At 59.8% G+C, this 22,179-nt stretch carries 17 protein-coding genes and 1 tRNA gene; 14 read left to right on the top strand and 4 right to left on the bottom strand.

Annotated elements, in window-relative coordinates; genetic code table 11:
- Nucleotides 1–82 precede the first annotated feature (82 nt).
- From AC4PS7_RS22315 to AC4PS7_RS22300, 4 genes are all read left to right on the top strand, one after another.
- Nucleotides 83–2,005, top strand: coding sequence for a PrkA family serine protein kinase (locus AC4PS7_RS22315; RefSeq protein WP_010206976.1), 1,923 nt, complete (start codon nt 83–85; stop codon nt 2,003–2,005).
- 113 nt (nt 2,006–2,118) lie between these two features.
- Nucleotides 2,119–3,390, top strand: coding sequence for a YeaH/YhbH family protein (locus tag AC4PS7_RS22310; protein WP_021491368.1), 1,272 nt, complete (start codon nt 2,119–2,121; stop codon nt 3,388–3,390).
- A complete protein-coding gene (locus AC4PS7_RS22305) occupies nt 3,387–4,952 on the top strand; it encodes a SpoVR family protein (protein WP_010206982.1) in 1,566 nt (521 codons plus the stop codon). The genes AC4PS7_RS22310 and AC4PS7_RS22305 overlap by 4 nt, the downstream gene beginning before the upstream one ends.
- A gap of 63 nt (nt 4,953–5,015) precedes the next feature.
- On the top strand, nt 5,016–6,245 hold the full coding sequence (locus AC4PS7_RS22300) for a multifunctional CCA addition/repair protein (protein WP_044287977.1): 1,230 nt from the start codon (nt 5,016–5,018) through the stop codon (nt 6,243–6,245).
- 24 nt (nt 6,246–6,269) lie between these two features.
- On the opposite strand, the gene folK is transcribed toward AC4PS7_RS22300, so the two are convergent.
- Nucleotides 6,270–6,788: a 2-amino-4-hydroxy-6-hydroxymethyldihydropteridine diphosphokinase gene (folK, locus tag AC4PS7_RS22295; RefSeq protein ID WP_010206986.1), complete on the bottom strand. Its 519-nt coding sequence runs from the start codon at nt 6,786–6,788 to the stop codon at nt 6,270–6,272.
- Nucleotides 6,779–7,132: a dihydroneopterin aldolase gene (gene folB, locus AC4PS7_RS22290; protein ID WP_010206987.1), complete on the bottom strand. Its 354-nt coding sequence runs from the start codon at nt 7,130–7,132 to the stop codon at nt 6,779–6,781. Before folB ends, folK begins: the two co-directional genes overlap by 10 nt.
- A 74-nt stretch (nt 7,133–7,206) precedes the next feature.
- On the opposite strand from folB, the gene plsY reads away from it, so the two are divergent.
- Nucleotides 7,207–7,776, top strand: a complete 570-nt coding sequence (plsY, locus tag AC4PS7_RS22285) for a glycerol-3-phosphate 1-O-acyltransferase PlsY (RefSeq protein WP_010206988.1) — start codon at nt 7,207–7,209, stop codon at nt 7,774–7,776.
- Between the two features lie 32 nt (nt 7,777–7,808).
- Here the strand turns inward: plsY and tsaD are convergent, their stop codons facing one another.
- Entirely contained in the window at nt 7,809–8,834 is a 1,026-nt protein-coding gene (tsaD, locus tag AC4PS7_RS22280) for a tRNA (adenosine(37)-N6)-threonylcarbamoyltransferase complex transferase subunit TsaD (RefSeq protein WP_010206989.1), read from the bottom strand.
- A gap of 202 nt (nt 8,835–9,036) precedes the next feature.
- Between tsaD and rpsU the strand changes: the two genes are divergently transcribed.
- The 5 genes from rpsU to AC4PS7_RS22255 all read left to right on the top strand — a co-directional run bounded on the left by rpsU (nt 9,037) and on the right by AC4PS7_RS22255 (nt 17,547).
- A complete protein-coding gene (rpsU, locus tag AC4PS7_RS22275; RefSeq protein ID WP_002551877.1) occupies nt 9,037–9,252 on the top strand; it encodes a 30S ribosomal protein S21 in 216 nt (71 codons plus the stop codon).
- Nucleotides 9,253–9,697: 445 nt separating this feature from the next.
- Nucleotides 9,698–11,671, top strand: coding sequence for a DNA primase (gene dnaG / locus AC4PS7_RS22270; protein WP_183704215.1), 1,974 nt, complete (start codon nt 9,698–9,700; stop codon nt 11,669–11,671).
- Between the two features lie 67 nt (nt 11,672–11,738).
- Complete coding sequence (rpoD, locus tag AC4PS7_RS22265) at nt 11,739–13,589, top strand: RNA polymerase sigma factor RpoD (RefSeq protein WP_010206992.1); 1,851 nt, start codon at nt 11,739–11,741, stop codon at nt 13,587–13,589.
- A gap of 121 nt (nt 13,590–13,710) precedes the next feature.
- Nucleotides 13,711–17,454 carry an EAL domain-containing protein gene (locus AC4PS7_RS22260; RefSeq protein WP_137205764.1) on the top strand — a complete coding sequence of 1,248 codons (3,744 nt, stop codon included), beginning with the start codon at nt 13,711–13,713 and terminating at the stop codon, nt 17,452–17,454.
- A gap of 16 nt (nt 17,455–17,470) precedes the next feature.
- Nucleotides 17,471–17,547, top strand: a tRNA-Ile gene (locus AC4PS7_RS22255).
- Between the two features lie 45 nt (nt 17,548–17,592).
- Here the strand turns inward: AC4PS7_RS22255 and AC4PS7_RS22250 are convergent.
- Nucleotides 17,593–18,018 (bottom strand): VOC family protein, encoded by a 426-nt coding sequence (locus tag AC4PS7_RS22250; RefSeq protein WP_021491324.1) that lies wholly within the window; start codon nt 18,016–18,018, stop codon nt 17,593–17,595.
- A gap of 112 nt (nt 18,019–18,130) precedes the next feature.
- On the opposite strand from AC4PS7_RS22250, the gene AC4PS7_RS22245 reads away from it, so the two are divergent.
- The 4 genes from AC4PS7_RS22245 to AC4PS7_RS22230 all read left to right on the top strand — a co-directional run bounded on the left by AC4PS7_RS22245 (nt 18,131) and on the right by AC4PS7_RS22230 (nt 22,144).
- The gene (locus AC4PS7_RS22245) at nt 18,131–19,000 is read left to right on the top strand and encodes a LysR family transcriptional regulator (protein WP_021491323.1); all 870 of its coding nucleotides are present in this window, start codon (nt 18,131–18,133) and stop codon (nt 18,998–19,000) included.
- Between the two features lie 42 nt (nt 19,001–19,042).
- On the top strand, nt 19,043–19,489 hold the full coding sequence (locus AC4PS7_RS22240; RefSeq protein ID WP_010206997.1) for an Lrp/AsnC family transcriptional regulator: 447 nt from the start codon (nt 19,043–19,045) through the stop codon (nt 19,487–19,489).
- A 167-nt stretch (nt 19,490–19,656) separates the two neighbouring features.
- Nucleotides 19,657–21,339: a flavin monoamine oxidase family protein gene (locus AC4PS7_RS22235; protein ID WP_029529016.1), complete on the top strand. Its 1,683-nt coding sequence runs from the start codon at nt 19,657–19,659 to the stop codon at nt 21,337–21,339.
- 10 nt (nt 21,340–21,349) lie between these two features.
- Nucleotides 21,350–22,144, top strand: a complete 795-nt coding sequence (locus tag AC4PS7_RS22230; protein WP_492179748.1) for a carbon-nitrogen hydrolase family protein — start codon at nt 21,350–21,352, stop codon at nt 22,142–22,144.
- Nucleotides 22,145–22,179 lie beyond the last annotated feature (35 nt).

Here is a 22,179-nt window from a genome sequence, read left to right as displayed (position 1 = left end):
GCCATTGGCGTCTGCCAATGTCTGCCAGCATCGACTGATTGATCCGGCGTCGGCTCCACGTATCGAGCGAGGTGACGACGTCATGAGTATCTTTAGCCACTTCCAACAACGCTTCGCATCCACACAGCAGGAAGAACTCACGCTGCAAGAGTATCTCGAGCTGTGCAAACAGGATCGCAGCACCTACGCGTCTGCCGCCGAACGTCTGCTGCTGGCGATTGGCGAGCCGGAGCTGATAGACACCTCGAACAATTCGCGGCTGTCGCGAATATTCTCCAACAAGGTGATCCGTCGTTATCCGGCCTTTGAAGACTTCCACGGCATGGAAGAATGCATTGACCAGATCGTCTCCTACTTCCGCCATGCCGCCCAAGGCCTGGAAGAGAAGAAACAGATCCTCTACCTGCTCGGCCCCGTCGGTGGCGGTAAATCGTCGCTGGCCGAAAAGCTCAAACAACTGATCGAAAAAGTGCCCTTCTACGCCATCAAGGGCTCACCGGTCTTCGAGTCGCCCCTGGGCCTGTTCAACGCCACAGAAGATGGCGCGATCCTCGAAGAAGACTTCGGCATCCCGCGCCGCTACCTCAACACCATCATGTCGCCCTGGGCCACCAAGCGCCTGGCCGAGTTCGGCGGTGACATCAGCCAGTTCCGCGTGGTGAAGCTCTACCCGTCCATCCTCAACCAGATCGGCGTGGCCAAGACCGAACCAGGCGACGAGAACAACCAGGACATCTCGGCGCTGGTGGGCAAGGTCGATATTCGCAAGCTTGAAGAATTCCCACAGAACGACGCCGACGCCTACAGCTACTCGGGCGCGCTGTGCCGGGCCAACCAGGGCCTGATGGAGTTCGTGGAAATGTTCAAGGCACCGATCAAGGTGCTGCACCCACTGCTCACCGCGACCCAGGAAGGCAACTACAACAGTACCGAAGGCCTGGGCGCGATTCCGTTCACCGGGATCCTGCTGGCCCACTCCAACGAATCGGAGTGGCACACCTTCCGCAACAACAAGAACAACGAAGCCTTCATCGACCGGATCTACATCGTCAAGGTGCCGTACTGCCTGCGGGTCAGTGATGAGATCAAGATCTACGACAAGCTGCTGTTCAACAGCTCGCTGTCCAAGGCTCATTGCGCACCCGACACCCTGAAGATGCTCGCCCAGTTCACCGTGCTGTCGCGCCTCAAAGAGCCGGAAAACTCGAACATCTATTCGAAGATGCGCGTGTACGACGGCGAAAACCTCAAGGACACCGACCCCAAGGCCAAGTCAATCCAGGAGTACCGCGACACCGCTGGTGTGGATGAAGGCATGAACGGCCTCTCGACGCGCTTCGCGTTCAAGATCCTGTCCAAGGTCTTCAACTTCGACCCGCACGAAATTGCGGCCAACCCGGTGCACCTGCTCTACGTGCTGGAGCAACAGATCGAACAGGAGCAGTTCCAGGCGGAAACCCGCGAACGCTACCTGCGTTTCCTCAAGGAATACCTGGCGCCGCGCTACATCGAATTCATCGGCAAGGAAATCCAGACCGCGTACCTCGAGTCCTACAGCGAGTACGGCCAGAACATCTTCGACCGCTACGTGCTGTACGCCGACTTCTGGATCCAGGACCAGGAGTACCGCGACCCGGAAACCGGCGAGATCCTCAACCGCGTGGCCCTCAACGAGGAGCTGGAAAAAATCGAGAAACCGGCCGGCATCAGCAATCCGAAGGATTTCCGCAACGAAATCGTCAACTTCGTGCTGCGCGCCCGCGCCAACAACAACGGCAAGAACCCTACCTGGCTCAGCTACGAGAAGCTGCGGGTGGTCATCGAGAAGAAAATGTTCTCCAACACCGAGGACCTGCTGCCCGTCATCAGCTTCAACGCCAAGGCCAGCAAGGAGGATCAGCAAAAACACAACGACTTCGTCACACGAATGGTCGAGCGCGGCTACACCGACAAACAGGTACGGCTGCTCTCCGAGTGGTATCTGCGGGTTCGTAAATCGCAGTAAGGCAGCGACAGGCGTGAACTGCCGGGCCACTGGCCTGGCAGCTGACCGCTTGTCTCTAAGCTTCCAGCTCGCGGCTTGAAGCTTGTAACGTGAAGCTGCCCGGAGGGCTCCCCATGAGCTATGTGATCGACCGACGCCTCAATGGCAAGAACAAGAGCACGGTAAACCGTCAGCGTTTCCTGCGGCGTTACCGTGACCACATCAAAAAGGCCGTCGAAGAGGCCGTCAGCCGCCGTTCCATCACGGACATGGAACATGGCGAGCAAATCAGCATTCCCGGACGGGACATCGACGAGCCGGTGCTGCACCACGGCCGCGGCGGCAAACAGACTGTTGTGCACCCCGGCAACAAGGAATTCACGACCGGCGAACATATCCAACGCCCCCAAGGGGGTGGCGGCGGTAGAGGGCCGGGCAAGGCGGGCAATTCCGGCGAAGGCATGGATGAGTTCGTATTCCAGATCACCCAGGAAGAATTCCTCGAATTCATGTTCGAAGACCTGGAGCTGCCCAACCTGGTCAAGCGTAACCTGACCGGCACCGACACCTTCAAGACGGTGCGCGCCGGGATCAGCAACGAGGGCAACCCGTCCCGTATCAACATCATCCGCACCCTGCGCTCGGCCCATGCCCGACGTATTGCCCTGTCGGGCAGCAGTCGCGCCAAGTTGAGGGAAGCCAAGGAAGAGTTGGCGCGCCTGAAGCGTGAAGAGCCGGACAACTTCGGCGATATCCAGGAAATGGAGGCGGAAATCGAGAAACTCAGCGCGCGAATCCACCGCGTACCCTTTCTCGATACCTTTGACTTGAAATACAACCTGCTGGTCAAACAACCCAACCCCAGCTCCAAGGCGGTGATGTTCTGCCTGATGGACGTGTCGGGCTCCATGACCCAAGCGACCAAGGACATCGCCAAGCGCTTCTTCATCCTCTTGTACCTGTTCCTGAAGCGGAACTACGACAAGATTGACGTCGTCTTCATCCGCCATCACACCAGCGCTCGCGAAGTCGACGAAGAGGAATTCTTCTACTCGCGGGAAACCGGCGGCACCATCGTTTCCAGCGCCTTGAAGCTGATGCAGGAGATCATGGCCGAGCGTTACCCGGCCAACGAATGGAACATCTACGCCGCCCAGGCCTCGGACGGCGACAACTGGAACGATGACTCGCCGATCTGCCGCGACATCCTCATCAACCAGATCATGCCTTTCGTGCAGTACTACACTTACGTTGAAATCACCCCCCGTGAGCACCAAGCCCTGTGGTTCGAATACGAGCGCATCGGCGAAGCCTTTGCCGACACGTTCGCACAGCAGCAACTGGTCTCGGCCGGCGATATTTACCCGGTCTTCCGTGAACTCTTCCAGCGCAGGTTAGTGACATGACCGCCAAAAAAGAGCAAAAACGCCAACCGATTTCCACGGGTTCCGAGTGGACCTTTGAACTGATCCAGGCCTATGACCGGGAAATCAGCCGCATTGCGGCGGGTTATGCCCTGGACACCTATCCCAACCAGATCGAAGTGATCACCGCCGAACAAATGATGGACGCCTACGCCTCGGTGGGCATGCCGCTGGGTTATCACCATTGGTCCTACGGCAAACACTTCCTTAGCACCGAAAAGTCCTACACCCGAGGTCAGATGGGCCTGGCCTACGAAATCGTGATCAACTCCGACCCGTGCATCGCCTACCTGATGGAAGAGAACACCATCTGCATGCAGGCGTTGGTGGTGGCGCATGCCTGCTATGGGCATAACAGTTTCTTCAAGGGCAACTACCTGTTCCGCACGTGGACCGACGCCAGTTCGATCATCGATTACCTGGTGTTCGCCAAGCAGTACATCATGCAATGCGAGGAGCGCCACGGCATCGATGCGGTGGAAGACCTGCTCGACTCCTGCCATGCGCTGATGAACTATGGCGTCGACCGCTACAAACGCCCGTATCCGATTTCCGCCGAGGAAGAACGCCTGCGCCAGAAGGAACGTGAGGAGCACCTGCAGAAACAGATCAACGACCTATGGCGCACCATCCCCAAACGCGCCGGCAAGAACAGCGACAAGGACAATGCACGCTTCCCCGCCGAACCGCAGGAAAACATCCTCTATTTCCTGGAAAAACACGCGCCGCTGCTGGAACCCTGGCAACGGGAAATCGTGCGTATCGTGCGCAAGATCGCCCAGTACTTTTATCCACAGCGCCAGACCCAGGTCATGAACGAAGGCTGGGCCACGTTCTGGCACTACACCCTGATGAACGACCTGTACGACGAGGGCCTGGTCACCGACGGTTTCATGATGGAATTCCTCACCTCCCACACCAGCGTGGTGTTCCAGCCAGGCTTCGACAGCCCGTACTACAACGGCATCAACCCCTATGCGCTGGGTTTTGCCATGTACCGCGACATCCGGCGCATGTGTGAACACCCCACCGAGGAGGACCGCCGCTGGTTCCCGGAAATCGCCGGCAGCGATTGGCTGTCCACCATCAAGTTCGCCATGAGCAGCTTCAAGGATGAGAGTTTTATCCTGCAGTACCTGTCGCCGCAGGTCATTCGGGACCTGAAACTGTTCAGCATTCTCGATGACGATCTCAAGGATGACCTGGTGGTGCCGGCCATCCACGATGAGCCCGGCTACCGCACCATCCGCGAAACACTGGCAGCGCAGTACAACCTGGGCAACCGCGAGCCCAACGTGCAGATCTACAGTATCGATGTGCGCGGCGACCGCTCCCTGACCTTGCGTCACCAGCAACACGACCGCAAACCCCTGGGTGAATCCACCGAGGAAGTGCTCAAGCACCTGCATCGGCTGTGGGGCTTCGATATTCACCTCGAAACCCTGCAGGGCGACCAGGTGATGAAAACCCACCACGTGCCACCGCGCACTGATCACAACGACAACGACTACGGCCGCCTGGACCTGGCCGTCGTGCATCTCTGAAACAGCAAAGCCTCCATTGGCCAGGCACAGGCGGTATCCTGTGCCGCTAATGGAGGCTTTTTCATGAAAATCTACAAAGTCGGCGGTGCGGTGCGGGATCGCCTCTTGGGTATCCCGGTCACCGATATCGACCGCGTTGTCGTGGGCGCGTCTGCCGAAGAGATGCTCACCAAGGGCTACAAGCCGGTGGGTGCTGACTTCCCAGTGTTCCTCGACCCCAGGAACGGCGACGAGTACGCCCTGGCCCGTACGGAACGCAAAAGCGGTCGGGGTTATGGCGGCTTTGTGTTTCACGCCAGCCCCGAGGTGACGCTGGAAGAAGACCTGATCCGCCGTGACCTGACGATCAACGCCATGGCGGAAGACGATGACGGCAACTTGACCGACCCTTACCACGGTCAGCGTGATCTTGAAGGTCGCATTCTACGCCATGTTTCTCTGGCGTTCGCCGAAGATCCTCTGCGAGTGCTGCGCGTTGCGCGCTTTGCTGCACGTTATGCGCACCTGGGTTTTACCGTTGCGCCAGAAACACTTGAACTGATGCGCCAACTCAGCGAATCCGGCGAACTGGAGGCCCTGACACCTGAGCGCAGCTGGAAAGAAATTTCCCGCGCGCTGATGGAAGACCAACCCCAAGTGTTTATTCAGGTACTGCGCGAATGCGATGCGCTGAAAACCTTGATGCCTGAGGTCGATGCACTCTTCGGCGTGCCGCAACCCGCAGCCCATCACCCGGAAATCGACACCGGCGTGCACACCTTGAGCGTGTTGGAGCAGGCCGCTCTGCACCAGCAGCCGCTGACTGTGCGCTGGGCCTGCCTGCTTCATGACCTGGGCAAGGGCACGACGCCTGTGGATAAGTTGCCGCAGCACATCGCCCATGAACACCGGGGTTTGAAACTGATCAAGGCCGTCAATGAACGCTTCAAGGTACCCAGGGATTGCCAGGAGCTTGCGTTGCTGGTGGGCGAATATCACACCCACGGTCATCGTGCGCTGGAGTTGAAAGCCTCGACATTGCTGGAGTTGCTGCACAATTTCGACGTTTACCGTCGACCGCAGCGCTTTGAAGAGTTCGTGGTTGCCTGCGAGATGGATGCACGGGGCCGCAAGGGCCTGGAGCAGAGAAGTTACCCACAGGCGGCCTACTTGCGCGGCGCAGCGAAGGCCGCGCGCGAAGTCGCCGTTGCGCCACTGCTGGAGAAAGGCTTCAAAGGCCCGGAGCTGGGCGAGGCACTTAAGCGCGAACGGCTCAAGGCATTAAAAATCTACAAGGAACATCACGTCCTCTAGGCGTCCGGCTTGTCGAGCTGTCGCCTACAGGAGATGGTTCGGCGTGAGTTGCTGGCCCTGCCACTCGAACGCGACAGGCGCCAGAAGCTGGTCAATCTGCGCGTCGCGCCACAGCTCGGCCAGGGTCTTGCCCACTTCAGGGTGGACCCGCGCCGGCGCCATCAACGACAGTGGCCACAGCACAAACGCGTTCTTCAGGATTTCCGCTCGCGGCAGAACCAATCCATCGAAATTGCCCACCAGGTCGCCATACAGCAGCACGTCGATGTCCAACGGCAGCCCCTTGCGATCCGGCGCGTAGCGACCATTGTCGGCCTCGATGAGCTTCAATCGGCGATCCAGCTCCATCAACGGCAGATCGGTGTAAGCCGACACCACCAGGTTGAAGAACGGCCCGCTCTTGATACCCACCGGCTGGCTTTCAAACACCGCCGAGCAACGCACATCCGTCAGGAAACTCGCCAACGCGTCCAGACCGGCGCGTAGATGCCGCTCGCGCTCGATATTGCTGCCTAGGCCTAGGTAAACCTGAGTTAGCGGCATCCGCGCTCGATCTCCACACCCACACCCTTGGCAGCCGGAACGGCGCCTGGCTTGGTCAATTTGAGGTGCAACCAGGGAATCTGGAATTCACTCATCAGCACTTCGGCCAGGCGTTCGGCAAAGGTTTCCACCAACTGGTACTGGGATTTTTCGGCAAAGGCCTGGATACGCGCGGACACACTGGCGTAATCCAGCGCCAATGTCAGGTCGTCACCGGCCGCAGCCGGGCGGTTATCCCAGGCAAAGCTCAGGTCCAAGCGCAGGCACTGACGGATTCCGCGCTCCCAGTCGTAGGCCCCGATAACGGTGTCGACTTCCAGGCCTTCGATAAACACTCTGTCCAAGCACTTTTCTCCGCAGCACGACAAGGGCGCGATGCCCCGTTAGAATCAGGGCGTCCTCGCCCGGAATAGTTAGCATGTTTTGGTCACTGGCGATTTTCGCCTACCTGCTCGGCTCACTGTCCTTCGCCATTTTGCTCAGCCGCCTGACGGGAAATCCCGACCCGCGAATGAGTGGCTCAGGCAATGCCGGCGCCACCAATATGTTGCGCCTGGCCGGCAAGAAACTCGCCGTACTGACGCTGCTGGGCGACCTGTGCAAGGGTTTATTGCCCGTGCTGATCGCCAGCCTCGCCGGCCTGACCCTGCAACAGCAGGCCTGGATCGGCGTATGTGCCGTTCTCGGCCATCTGTTTCCCCTGTACTTCCGCTTTCGCGGCGGCAAAGGCGTCGCCACGGCAGCCGGAATGTTGCTGGGGATCTACCCGCCGGCGGCTTTGCTGGCCGTGCTCGCCTGGCTGCTGACGTTCTACCTGACTCGCACCAGCTCACTCGCCGCGCTGATCGCCACCCCACTCACCCTGCCGCTACTGGCCTGGCAAGAACCGGCGGCACTGCTGCCGATGAGCGTGCTGACACTGCTGATCGTCTGGCGCCACCGGGGCAATTTACGCGACCTGTTTGCCGGGCGCGAACGGCATTTTTAAATACCGTCGATGAGCCCGGCCCACCTGCGTCGTTACAGCGGCGACAACTGCTCCATCGGCCAGCGCGCCTGCACGCTGATAGCCAGGCTTTCGTGCTGCCCCGCCTGCAAGCGCTGGCAACCGGCATAGGCGATCATCGCGCCGTTGTCGGTGCAGAACTCGGGGCGCGCGTAGAACACGTCGCCTTTCATGTCGCCGAGCATTTTTTCCAGCGAACTGCGCAAGGCCTTGTTGGCGCTGACGCCGCCTGCGATCACCAGGCGCTTCATGCCCGCCTGTTTCAAGGCGCGCTTGCACTTGATGGTCAAAGTCTCCACCACGGCCTGCTGGAACGCCAGAGCGATGTCGCAACGGGCTTGCTCACTGTCGTCTCCGGCGCTGACGCTTTGCTGCCAGGTGTTCAGCGCAGAGGTTTTCAAGCCGCTGAAGCTGAACATCAGGCCCGGGCGATCGCACATCGGCCGCGGGAAGGTGTAGCGACCGGCAACGCCTTTTTCGGCGAGACGGGCGATTTCCGGGCCACCGGGATAATTGAGGCCCATCATCTTCGCGGTCTTGTCGAAGGCTTCACCGGCAGCGTCGTCCAGGGATTCACCCAAAAGGGTGTATTGGCCGATTCCGTCCACCTGAACCAACTGCGTATGACCACCGGAAACCAACAATGCGACGAACGGGAACTCTGGCGGTGTTTTTTCCAGCATCGGCGCCAATAAATGGCCTTCCATATGGTGCACGCCGAGGGCTGGAATGCCCCAGGCAAACGCCAGCGCCTGGGCGCAAGAGGCCCCAACCAGCAGGGCTCCAACCAATCCGGGGCCAGCGGTGTAGGCGATGGCGTCGATCTCGGTCGGCACGCAGCCTGCCTCATCCAACACCTGACGGATCAGGGGTAGCATGCGTTTGACGTGATCACGGCTGGCCAGCTCCGGCACCACGCCACCGTAGGCGCGGTGCAGGTCGATCTGACTGAACAGCGCATCGGCCAAGAGCCCGCGTTCACTGTCGTAAAGTGCGACACCGGTTTCGTCGCAGGAGGTTTCAAGTCCCAGTACTAGCATGGGTTTGCGCCTTGTAGAGGCTGAATTCGAAGGCGCGCATAATAGTCGCCACTCCCCCTCCCGACTAGCGGTTTTCGATCAGAGGCTTTGCATTCCGGGCAATGAGGGGTTAACATCCGCAACCCTTAAAAACCGACGACCTCAGCCGCGAATTTTTTGCGACGAGAACGTTGATCCCGGTAATGAAAGAAGGTAGCTCTGGATGCCAGCCGTCAAAGTTAAAGAGAACGAACCCTTCGACGTAGCTCTGCGTCGTTTCAAGCGCTCCTGCGAAAAAGCCGGTGTACTGGCTGAAGTTCGTAGCCGCGAATTTTACGAGAAGCCAACTTCTGAGCGTAAGCGTAAAGCAGCAGCCGCTGTTAAGCGTCACGCCAAGAAAGTTCAGCGCGAACAGCGCCGCGCCGTTCGTCTGTACTAATACACAGACGTTCGTAGCAAGCTTCTGCCAAGCCCGGCCCTCAGCCGGGCTAATGGCATTTGCGGATATCGCTTGATGCTTCACTGTTGACGTCGCACACGCGACCGATACAACTGCTTCACACGTCAGGACTGGCTCTTTTGCCAGCGGTGCACGTCTCTTCTGACGAGCCTATCAAGGCTACTGACGAGCACACTTATTTTTCAAGCAGACGATCAACTGTATCGACTGTGCCCGACAATGAGCTTCCGAGGCCGCCATTGGCCAAGACCGGATGCCGGGGCAACATTTCCATGCCAAAAACCTGATTGAAACTAACGTCAGTGAATGAACGGCAGATACACTTCCTGAATGCCCAAGCAGACACCTGATGATCGAGCCGCGCAATGCGTGCGCTTGAACAATCAATGGGCCCTCATTGACACGCAGTGATGACGAGAACGCCATGGCCGGGCTGATTCCCCAGAGCTTTATTGACGACCTTCTGAACCGCACCGACATCGTCGATGTTGTCAGCTCGCGCGTGCAACTGAAAAAAGCTGGCAAGAACTACACCGCCTGCTGCCCGTTCCATAAAGAGAAGACCCCGTCGTTCAGTGTCAGCCCCGACAAGCAGTTCTATTACTGCTTCGGCTGCGGCGCAGGCGGCAACGCCTTGGGTTTTCTCATGGACCACGACAACCTGGACTTCCCCCAGGCTATCGAGGACCTGGCCAAAGCCGCTGGCATGGAAGTCCCACGCGAGGAAAGCGGCCGTCCGCACAAGCCGCGCCAACCCACCGATTCGCCGCTGTACCCGCTGCTGACGGCCGCTGCCGACTTTTACCGTCAGGCGCTTAAAAGCCATCCGCAGCGCAAGGCCGCCGTCGACTACCTGAAAGGTCGCGGCCTCACGGGTGAGATCGCCCGCGACTTCGGCCTGGGGTTCGCGCCGCCCGGCTGGGACAACCTGTACAAGCACTTGAGCAGCGACACTCTCCAACAAAAGGCCATGATCGACGCCGGCCTGCTGGTGGAGAACGCCGAGACCGGCAAACGCTATGACCGCTTCCGCGATCGCGTCATGTTCCCGATCCGCGACAGCCGGGGTCGGATCATCGCCTTTGGTGGCCGCGTGCTGGGGGACGACAAGCCCAAGTACCTGAACTCCCCGGAAACCCCGGTTTTTCATAAGGGCCAGGAACTCTATGGCCTGTTCGAAGCGCGCAAGCACAACCGCAACCTCGATGAGATTATCGTGGTTGAAGGTTATATGGACGTCATCGCGCTCGCCCAACAAGGCTTGCGCAACGCGGTCGCCACCCTGGGCACCGCCACCAGCGAAGAACACATGAAACGCCTGTTTCGCGTGGTGCCCAGCGTGTTGTTCTGCTTCGACGGCGACCAGGCCGGCCGCAATGCAGCCTGGCGCGCACTCGAAGCCACGCTGTCGAGCCTGCAGGACGGGCGTCGCGCACGCTTCCTGTTCCTGCCCGAAGGCGAAGACCCGGACACCCTGGTGCGCTCCGAAGGCACCGACGCGTTCCGCGCGCGCATCAACCAGCATGCACAGCCGCTGGCGGACTACTTCTTCCAGCAACTGACCGAGGAAGCCGACCCACGCTCCCTCGAAGGCAAGGCCCACATGGCCACCCTTGCGGCGCCGCTGATCGACAAAGTCCCCGGCGCCAACCTGAAGTCATTGATGCGCATGCGCCTGCAGGAAATCACCGGGTTAAGCGGCGAAGCCGTCAGCCAGCTGGTGCACAACACGCCGCATGATGCGCCGCCACCGGCCTATGACCCGGGCATGGATTACGACGCCATGCCGGACTATTCCGACTTCCATCAACCTCAGGAGGCCTACGCCCCCCAGCAGGAGTGGACACCGAAAAAGTCCGGCAACGACGGCAAGAAATGGGAAAAGAAACCCTGGAGCAAGAACGGCAAGCGCGGTGATCGCGATGAGGCGTATGCCCCGCGGACGCCTGTCGCCGTAGAAGCGCCAACGCTCATTGCCCTGCGCACGCTCATCCACCATCCGCAACTGGCGGAAAAGGTCGAGAGCGCCGATCACTTTGCCAACGCGAGCAACACTTACGCCCAGGTACTGATCGCCTTGATCGAGGCGGTACAGAAAAATCCTAAGCTAAACTCAATTCAGTTGATGGCGCGCTGGCACGGCACCGAACAGGGCCGACTGTTGAAAGCCCTTGCGGAAAAGGAGTGGCTAATTGACGGCGATAACCTTGAACAACAGTTTTTAGACACCATTACTAGGTTATCCGCGGGCCAGCATACGCAGACCCTCGATGAACTGATCAAGAAAGCAAAGCAGCCGGGATTATCGGCTGAAGAGCAAATTCAGATAGCAAAACAGATGCGCGACCTCTTAAAACAGAATGTTTCCGCATCAAACCCGACCTCAGCTGGCGTGTGAGGTCATAGCTCGGGTATAATCCTCGGCTTGTTTTTTGCCCGCCAAGACCTTCAGTGGATAGGGTGTTATGTCCGGAAAAGCGCAACAGCAGTCTCGTATCAAAGAGTTGATCGTTCTCGGTCGTGAGCAGGGTTACCTGACTTACGCGGAGGTCAACGACCACCTGCCTGAGGATATTTCAGATCCAGAGCAGGTGGAAGACATCATCCGCATGATTAACGACATGGGGATCAACGTATTCGAAGCTGCGCCAGATAAGGATTCCCTTATGCTGGCGGACGCCGATACCGACGAGGCTGCCGCTGAAGAAGCTGCTGCCGCGCTGGCCGCTGTGGAGACCGATATCGGTCGTACCACCGACCCTGTGCGCATGTATATGCGTGAAATGGGTACCGTCGAGCTGCTGACACGCGAAGGCGAAATCGAAATCGCCAAGCGTATCGAAGAGGGTATCCGTGAAGTGATGGGCGCAATTGCGCACTTCCCTGGCACGGTTGACCACATTCTCTCCGAGTACACCCGCGTCACCACCGAAGGTGGCCGCCTGTCTGACGTCCTGAGTGGCTACATCGATCCGGACGACGGCATCGCGCCGCCTGCCGCCGAAGTGCCGCCGCCTGTTGATGCCAAGGCTGCGAAAGCGGACGACGACACCGAAGACGACGACGCTGAAGCCAGCGGCGACGACGAAGATGAAGTTGAAAGCGGTCCAGACCCGATCATCGCTGCCCAGCGTTTCGGCGCGGTTTCCGATCAAATGGAAATCACCCGCAAGGCCCTGAAAAAGCACGGTCGCGCCAACAAGCAGGCGATTGCCGAGCTGGTGGCCCTGGCTGAGCTGTTCATGCCGATCAAGCTGGTGCCGAAGCAATTCGAAGGCCTGGTTGAGCGTGTCCGCAGCGCCCTGGAGCGTCTGCGTGCCCAAGAACGCGCAATCATGCAGCTGTGTGTGCGTGATGCCCGTATGCCGCGTGCCGACTTCCTGCGCCAGTTCCCGGGCAACGAAGTAGATGAAAGCTGGACCGACGCACTGGCCAAGGGCAAGGCGAAATACGCCGAAGCCATTGGTCGCCTGCAACCGGACATCATCCGTTGCCAGCAGAAGCTGACCGCGCTTGAGACCGAAACCGGTCTGACGATTGCCGAGATCAAGGACATCAACCGTCGCATGTCGATCGGTGAGGCCAAGGCCCGCCGCGCGAAGAAAGAGATGGTTGAAGCGAACTTGCGTCTGGTGATCTCCATCGCCAAGAAGTACACCAACCGTGGCCTGCAATTCCTCGACCTGATCCAGGAAGGCAACATCGGCTTGATGAAGGCTGTGGACAAGTTCGAATACCGTCGCGGCTACAAGTTCTCGACTTATGCCACCTGGTGGATCCGTCAGGCGATCACTCGCTCGATCGCCGACCAGGCCCGCACCATCCGTATTCCGGTGCACATGATCGAGACGATCAACAAGCTCAACCGTATTTCCCGGCAGATGTTGCAGGAAATGGGTCGCGAACCGACCCCGGAAGAGCTGGGCGAACGCATGGAAATGCCTGAGGATAAAATCCGCAAGGTGTTGAAGATCGCTAAAGAGCCGATCTCCATGGAAACCCCGATTGGTGATGACGAAGACTCCCATCTGGGTGACTTCATCGAAGACTCGACCATGCAGTCGCCAATCGATGTCGCCACCGTTGAGAGCTTGAAAGAAGCGACTCGCGACGTACTGTCCGGCCTCACTGCCCGTGAAGCCAAGGTACTGCGCATGCGTTTCGGCATCGACATGAATACCGACCACACCCTTGAGGAAGTCGGTAAGCAGTTTGACGTGACGCGTGAGCGGATCCGTCAGATCGAAGCCAAGGCGTTGCGCAAGTTGCGCCACCCGACGCGAAGCGAGCATCTGCGCTCCTTCCTCGACGAGTGATACCAGAACCCCCGGCCCAGGCCGGGGGTTTTGCTTTCTACAGATAAAATCCCAAGCAACACCCCTCCCTCGCAATGCCCGTCTACACTCGAAATATTCCCCGTGCCATAACGAGACCGTTATGCCCAGACTGCCGGCCGTGTTACTGCTGTCGCTGCTGACCTGGACCGCAACGGCTGGCGCGTTGACTCTTAGCGATGATGAGCGTGGCTGGCTGGCGGACCATCAGGAGTTGCGCTTGGGGGTGGATGCGTCGTGGCCACCCTTTGAATACCGTGACGACGAGGGCCGCTACCAAGGTTTGGCGGCCGACTACGTGCGCCTGATCCAGGACCGCCTGGGCGTGCGCGTCAAGCTGATCGAGCCGGAGAACTGGAGCGCCGTGCTGGAGCAGGCCCGCAACAACCAGCTCGACCTGCTGCCCGGCATCATGTCCACACCCGAGCGCCAGGGCTACATGGCATTCACTCGCCCGTACCTGGACTTCCCCATCGTCATCCTGGCCCATGAAGGCGGCGCCAAACCGCGCACCCTGAAGGACCTCTACGGCTTGAAGATTGCCGTGGTAGAAAACTACGCCCCTCATGAACTGCTGCGCACCCATCATCCCGACCTCAACCTGGTGGCCATGCCGAACGTCAGCTCGACGCTGCAGGCCCTGGCCACCGATGAAGTGGATGCGGTGGTCGGCGACCTCGCCTCAAGCGTCTGGAGCCTTCGCCAACTCAAGCTCGACGGCTTGTACGTCAGCGGCGAAACCCCCTACCGTTACCAATTGGCGATGGGCGTACCGCGCGACAACAAAATGCTCGTGGGCATCCTCGACAAGGTGCTGGCTGACCTCAGCCCGGAAGAAACCGACGCGATCCAGCAACATTGGGTCGGCAGCGTTACCGACCATCGCACGTTCTGGAAGGACCTGCTGATCTATGGCCTGCCCGCCGTGCTGTTATTGAGCACCGTATTGGCCGTGGTGATCCGGATCAATCGCCGGCTCAGTTCGGAAATTGCCCGCCGCGTCGCCCTCGAACAGGAACTGCGCAGCAGCGAATACCACTATCGCGGCCTGGTGGAGAGCCTGTCCGCCATCGCCTGGGAAGCCAGTGTCACCGACTTCACCTACAGCTACGTGTCACCGCATGCCGAGGAATTACTCGGTTATCCCCGCGCACACTGGCTGATTCCGGGCTTCTGGCGCAACATCATTCACCCCGCTGACCTGACGCGCGCCGAAGCCTATTGCTACCGTGAAACCCGCGCTAACCGCGATCACAGCATCGATTACCGCGTGATCACCGCCGACGGCCGTTGCCTGTGGGTGCGTGACATCGTCAGCCTGATAGAACACGGGCATGAGCCGGTACTGCGCGGCCTGATGATCGATATCAGCGAGGCCAAGCGCACCGAGGAAGCCTTGCAGCTGTCCGAGCAGAAATTCGCCTCGGTGTTCCAGCAATGCCCGGACATGTTGGTGATTGCTCGTCTCTCCGATGGCTGCCTGCTGGAGGTCAACAAGGCATTCGAAGACCAAATAGGCCTGAAGGCCGAACACGTGGTGGGTAAAACCGCCACCGAACTGAATATCTGGGGCATTCAGGGCGTGGGGCCGGACCTGCTGCAACGGGTGCAGACCACCAGCATTCGCAACCTGGAAATGCCCTTTCTGCGCAGCAATGGCCAAGCCTTCACCGGGTTGATCTCCGCCGAACCGTTTCAACTCGACACCATTGAAGCCATTGTGGTGGTGGTGCGCGACATCACCCAGCTCAAGGAAACCCAGCAACAACTGCAGACCTCCGAAGAGAAATTCGCCAAGGCCTTTCACGCCTCCCCTGACGGTTTGCTGCTGAGCCGACAGCGCGATGGTCTGCTGATTGAAGTGAACGACGGTTTCAGCCGAATCACTGGTTTCACCAGCGCCACGTCCCTCGACCAATCGACCTTGGACCTGGGCATCTGGGTCGACCTCAACGAACGCAAACACATGCTGGAGCTGATGCAGCGCGATGGCTTTGTGCGCGACTTCATCTGCCATATACGCCGCAGCGATGGCCAGATCCGCCTGTGCGAGTTATCCAGCCGCCCGCTGCCTATCGGCGACGACGATTGCATGCTGACCATCGCGCGAGACATCACCGAACGCCAACTGATGCAGGAAAAACTGCAACAAGCTGCCACCGTGTTCGAGAGCACGGCCGAAGGAGTATTGATCACCGACACCCGGCAGAACATCAGTGCCGTCAACCGTGCCTTCAGTGAAATCACCGGCTACAGCGAGGCCGAAGCCCTCGGCAACACCCCCCGCTTACTCGCTTCCGGGCTGCATGACAGCGCATTTTATGCGGCGATGTGGCACCAATTGACCGCCCAAGGGCACTGGCAGGGCGAGATCTCCAACCGTCGCAAGAACGGTGAGCTTTACCCCAGTTGGCTGACCATCAGCGCCGTGCGCAACCGCGAGCAGTTGATCACACACTTCGTCGCGGTGTTTGCCGACATCTCCAGCCTCAAACTTGCCCAGGCGCGCCTCGACTACCAGGCGCATCACGACCCCTTGACCGGCCTGCCCAACCGCACACTCTTCGAAAGCCGGCTGCAAGCGGCCCTCAACGGCCATCAGGAAACCGGTCAACAAGGCGCCGTACTGTTTCTCGACCTGGACCGCTTCAAACACATCAACGACAGCCTCGGCCACCCGATCGGCGACCTGCTGCTCAAAGACATCGCCGTGCGCCTCAAGGAGCAGTTGCGAGACATCGACACCGTCGCCCGCCTGGGCGGCGACGAGTTCATCATCCTGCTCCCCGGCTTGCAGCACGCCAGCGACGCCCAGTACCTGGCCAACAAACTGCTGGCCTGCTTCACACCACCGTTCCAGGCGGGTGAGCATGAGTTCTTTATCAGCGCGAGCATCGGCACCAGCCTATACCCGGAGGACGGCACCGACGTCGCCACGCTGGTCAAGAACGCCGACGCCGCGATGTACCGCTCCAAGGCCAAGGGGCGCAACCGGGTTGAAAGCTATACTCGCGACCTCACCGCCCAGGCCAACGAACGCGTGGCACTCGAACACGAACTGCGCCGCGCCATCGAGCGCGATGAGCTGAGCCTCTACTACCAGCCCAAACTGAGCCTCGCGACCCATGAACTGATCGGTGCCGAAGCGCTGATCCGCTGGCATCACCCCACGTTTGGCGACGTACCGCCCGAACACTTTATTGCCCTCGCCGAAGAGAATGGCATGATCCTGCAGATTGGCGACTGGGTGCTGGAACAGGCCTGCCGGCAAATGCACGCCTGGCAAGGCCACTTCGACGATTTCGGCCCGCTGTCGGTCAACCTGGCCGGCGCACAATTGCGCCACCCCGGCTTATTGGGCCGTATCAAACAGCTGCTGCATGACTACCAGCTCGATCCCGGCCGCCTGCAACTGGAAATCACCGAAAACTTCATCATGAGCCAGGCCGAAGAAGCGCTGGATGTCCTGCACCAGCTCAAAGACCTCGGCGTACAGCTCGCCATTGACGACTTTGGCACCGGCTATTCATCCCTCAGCTACCTCAAACGCCTGCCGCTGGACTTCCTCAAGATCGACCAATCCTTCGTCCGCGGCCTGCCCGACGACCCCCACGACGCCGCCATCGTGCGCGCCATCATCGCCTTGGGCCACAGCATGCAATTCACCATCATCGCCGAAGGCGTGGAGAACCCCGCACAGCAAGCCTTCCTGGCTGCCGAAGGCTGCGAACAGATGCAAGGCTACATCGTCAGCCTGCCGCTACCGCCGGCGCTTTTTGCCGCGACGTTTCTTCGTATGAGGATTGAGGACTTTTCGGATGGCACAGCGGAGAAACCATCGTTATAATCCGCGACCTGTTACAGGGCCTATAGCTCAGTTGGTCAGAGCAGAGGACTCATAATCCTTTGGTCCACGGTTCAAGTCCGTGTGGGCCCACCAAACAAGAAAGCCGCGCATTGCGCGGCTTTTGTGTGTCTGGCAGCCTCACTTCGCAAACAACTGCCCGATGTCCTTGAATGCCTTGAACTCCAGTGCGTTACCGCAGGGGTCAAACAGAAACAACGTCGCCTGCTCCCCCACTTGGCCCTTGAAACGAATGTGCGGTTCCAGCACGAACCGGGTTTGCTGCGCCTGCAGGCGCTCCGCCAACGCATGCCACTCTTCCCAGCCCAGTACCACGCCGAAATGCGGCACGGGCACGTTGTGGCCGTCGACTGCGTTGGTGTGGGCGGATTCCTGTGAGGCGGTTTTCGGGTGTTCGTGAATGACCAACTGATGCCCGAAGAAGTTGAAGTCGACCCAGTGTTCGCTGGAACGCCCCTCTTCAAGGCCAAAGACTTGACCGTAGAAATGCCGCGCAGCGGCGAGGTCATAGACCGGAATTGCCAGGTGAAAAGGTGCGAGTGTCATCAGGTCAAACCTCTGTGGGTATTAAGTGCCCCGAGTTTAGCCTTGCTCCTGACGATGAAAAGACGATAGTTTTTGCGCCGAGCTCAAATTATTTTGATCAATCGAGACGCCCATGTTGCGCGAATTGAAGACCTTTATTGCGGTAACCCGTCACGGCACGTTCGCGGCGGCAGGCATGCATATCGGGCTGACGCAGTCGGCGGTCAGTGCGCAGATTCGTCAACTGGAACAGACGCTCGGCGTGCAGTTGTTCGACCGTACCGGGCGCCAGGCCACGTTGAATGCGGCCGGTTTGCGCGCCTTGCCGTTGGCCAGGGAGATCCTGGAAACCTTCAATCGCATGGCCGTGCCGGTGGGTGCCAACGAGTACCGAGGCGAGCTGAAAGTGGGCGCCATCACCACCGCGCAAACCGGTCTGCTGCCCCAGGCACTGGTGCGTTTGCGCCAGGCAGCGCCGACGGTGGAGTGCAAACTGATACCCGGTGTGTCCCTGGAGCTGTTGAGTCGGGTGGACGCCGGCGAATTGGATTCGGCCATCATCATTCGTCCGCCCTTTGACTTGCCCAAGGAGTTGCACGTACAGGTCCTGCGCAAGGAGCCGTTTGCACTGGTCGTGCCTCATGCGCTGACGGGCGATGACCCTTTGCACGTGCTCGCGACACAGCCCCATGTACGTTACGACCGTGCTTCGTTTGGCGGACGGTTGGTCAGCCGCTTCCTGCGTGAACAGAAGCTGGATGTACAGATGGCGCTGGAGTTGGATGAGCTGGAAGCCATCGTCAAGATGGTCGAGTGTGGCCTGGGCGTGTCGTTGATTCCTCAGGCGGGGTTGTGGCTGGAGCGCTCGCCCAAGGTGCGAATCATCCCATTGGGCGGCCTGACGTTTTACCGCGAAATCATCCTGCTCAGTCGCCACAGCCAACAGCATCTCCCCGTGCCGCAACTGTTTACCCGCTGCCTCCTCGCCGACGCCAGCCTGTAAGATGCCAGCACATTGCCCCCCCCCCGTATCGGAGCCCTCGCCTTGCCCGCCCTAGACGAAATTGATCGCCAACTGATCGCCGCCCTGCAGATCAACGCCCGCGAAAGTGTGGCCATGCTCGCCCGGCAGTTGGGCATCGCACGCACCACGGTGACGTCGCGCCTGGCACGCCTTGAGAAAACCCAGGTGATCACCGGTTATGGCGTGCGCCTCGGTCAACGTGTCGTCGACGGTGGTTTGCAGGCTTACGTCGGGATCACCGTGCAAGCGCGCTCGGGCAAGGAAGTGCTGCGTAGGTTGAGTGCGATGGCCCAGGTGCAACAGTTGTGCGCGGTGAGTGGTGAGTTCGATTACGTCGCTTGGCTGCGCACGGATTCGCCCGAGCAGTTGGACCAATTGCTGGACCAGATCGGCAGTGTGGATGGGGTGGAGAAAACCACAACGTCGATCATCCTCAGTAACAAATTGGATCGCGGACAGCCAATCTGATCAACAGGTTCGTCATTCTGACTAAAAACAGATCAATCCGACGACACTTTGCGTCTTATTAACGAACGCCACGCTCCCTAAACTGGCTGCCATCTTTTCCTATACTCAGCGGGTCACGCCCGCCAGGTCGCCAGTAAGGGTCAGCCATGAGCATTCCGTCCAGCACCATCAGCAAGACCAATCGCCACCCCGCCGACGGCAAGAAACCCATCACCATCTTCGGTCCGGACTTTCCGTTTGCCTTTGATGACTGGATCGAACACCCCGCAGGCCTGGGCAGCATCCCCACCGCCAACCACGGTGCCGAAGTGGCGATTGTCGGCGCCGGGATCGCGGGCCTGGTGGCCGCCTACGAGCTGATGAAACTGGGTCTCAAGCCGGTGGTGTACGAAGCCTCTAAAATGGGCGGCCGCCTGCGCTCCCAAGCCTTCGAAGGGGCCGAAGGCATCATCGCCGAGCTGGGTGGCATGCGCTTTCCGGTGTCGTCCACCGCGTTCTATCACTATGTCGACAAGCTGGGGCTGGAAACCAAACCCTTCCCCAACCCACTGACGCCGGCGTCCGGCAGTACGGTCATTGACCTTGAAGGCCAGACCCACTACGCGCAAAAACTCTCCGACTTGCCGGTCCTGTTCCAGGAAGTGGCGGACGCCTGGGCCGACGCCCTGGAAGCGGGTTCGCAGTTCGGCGATATCCAGCAAGCCATCCGCGACCGCGACGTGCCGCGCCTCAAGGAGCTGTGGAACAAGCTGGTGCCACTGTGGGATGACCGCACCTTCTACGACTTTGTCGCCACCTCCAAGGCCTTCGCCAAGTTGTCCTTCCATCACCGCGAAGTGTTCGGCCAGGTCGGCTTTGGCACCGGCGGCTGGGACTCGGACTTCCCCAACTCGATGCTGGAAATCTTCCGCGTGGTAATGACCAACTGCGATGACCACCAACACCTGGTGGTCGGCGGCGTGGCACAGGTGCCGATGGGCATCTGGCGCCATGTACCGGAGCGTTGCGCCCACTGGCCGGCGGGCACCAGCCTGAGTTCGCTGCACCGCGGTGCGCCAAGGGCAGGGGTGAAACGCATTGCCCATGCCGCGGATGGTCGTTTCGCCGTCACCGACAACTATGGCGACACTCGCGAATACGCTGCTGTACTGACCACCTGCCAAAGCTGGCTGCTGACCACCCAGATCGAATGCGACGAAACCCTGTTCTCGCAAAAAATGTGGATGGCCCTGGACCGCACGCGCTACATGCAATCGTCGAAAACCTTCGTGATGGTCGACCGCCCGTTCTGGAAAGACAAAGACCCGGAGACCGGCCGTGACCTGATGAGCATGACCCTCACCGATCGCCTGACCCGTGGCACGTATCTGTTCGATAACGGCGACGACAAGCCGGGTGTGATCTGCCTGTCGTACTCGTGGATGAGCGACGCCCTGAAAATGCTGCCGCAGCCCATCGACAAGCGCGTAAAACTGGCCCTCGACGCCCTGAAAAAGATCTACCCGAAAGTCGATATCAAGGCGCGCATCATCGGCGACCCGATCACCGTGTCATGGGAAGCCGACCCGCATTTCCTCGGCGCCTTCAAAGGCGCGCTGCCGGGCCACTATCGCTACAACCAACGCATGTATGCACACTTCATGCAGAAGGACATGCCCGCCGAGCAACGTGGGATCTTTATCGCCGGTGATGATGTGTCCTGGACGCCTGCCTGGGTCGAAGGCGCCGTGCAAACCTCGCTGAACGCGGTGTGGGGCATCATGACCCACTTCGGTGGCAGCACTCACCCGGAGAACCCAGGACCGGGTGACGTATTCGATGAAATCGGACCGATCGCCCTGGCCGATTAAGGAGTTGAACATGCGCGTCGCCCTGTACCAATGCCCACCGCAGCCGCTGGATGTAAGCGGCAACCTCAAGCGCCTGCACGCTTTGGCGCATGAGGCCTCCAATGCCGATGTGCTGGTGCTGCCGGAGATGTTTCTCACCGGCTACAACATCGGCGCCGAGGCCGTTGGCGCGCTGGCCGAGGCGCAGGATGGGCCGTCGGCACAGGCGATCGCCGAACTGGCCAAAAGCGCCGGGCTGGCAATTCTGTACGGTTACCCGGAACGGGCCGAGGATGGCCAGATCTACAACGCCGTGCAGTTGATCGACACCCACGGCCAGCGCCGGTGCAACTACCGCAAGACCCATCTGTTTGGCGACCTGGACCACTCGATGTTCAGCGCCGGCGAGGATGATTTCCCTCTGGTGGAGCTCAACGGCTGGACGCTTGGTTTTCTGATCTGTTACGACCTGGAGTTCCCGGAAAACACCCGGCGCCTGGCCCTGGCCGGTGCCGAACTGATCCTGGTGCCCACCGCCAACATGGTGCCGTTCGACTTTGTCGCCGACGTCACCGTGCGGGCGCGGGCCTTCGAAAACCAGTGTTATGTGGCCTACGCCAATTACTGTGGGCGTGAAGGCGAGATCCAGTACTGCGGGCAAAGCAGCATCGCCGCACCGAATGGACAGCGCATTGCCCAGGCGGGCCTGGATGAAGCCTTGATCGTCGGGGAGCTGGATCGCCAGTCGATCCTCGACGCCCGCGCCGCCAATCACTACTTGCAGGACCGCCGCCCCGAGTTGTACGGGGCGCTGCACAAGCCCTGATCCAGTCGGTTTGCTAACATGGGCACATTCTACGT

This window comes from Pseudomonas sp. DW-iso3, from assembly GCF_058725305.1.
The sequence above is the reverse complement of the archived record's forward strand: the minus strand, read 5'-3'. Positions and strand labels throughout refer to the sequence as shown.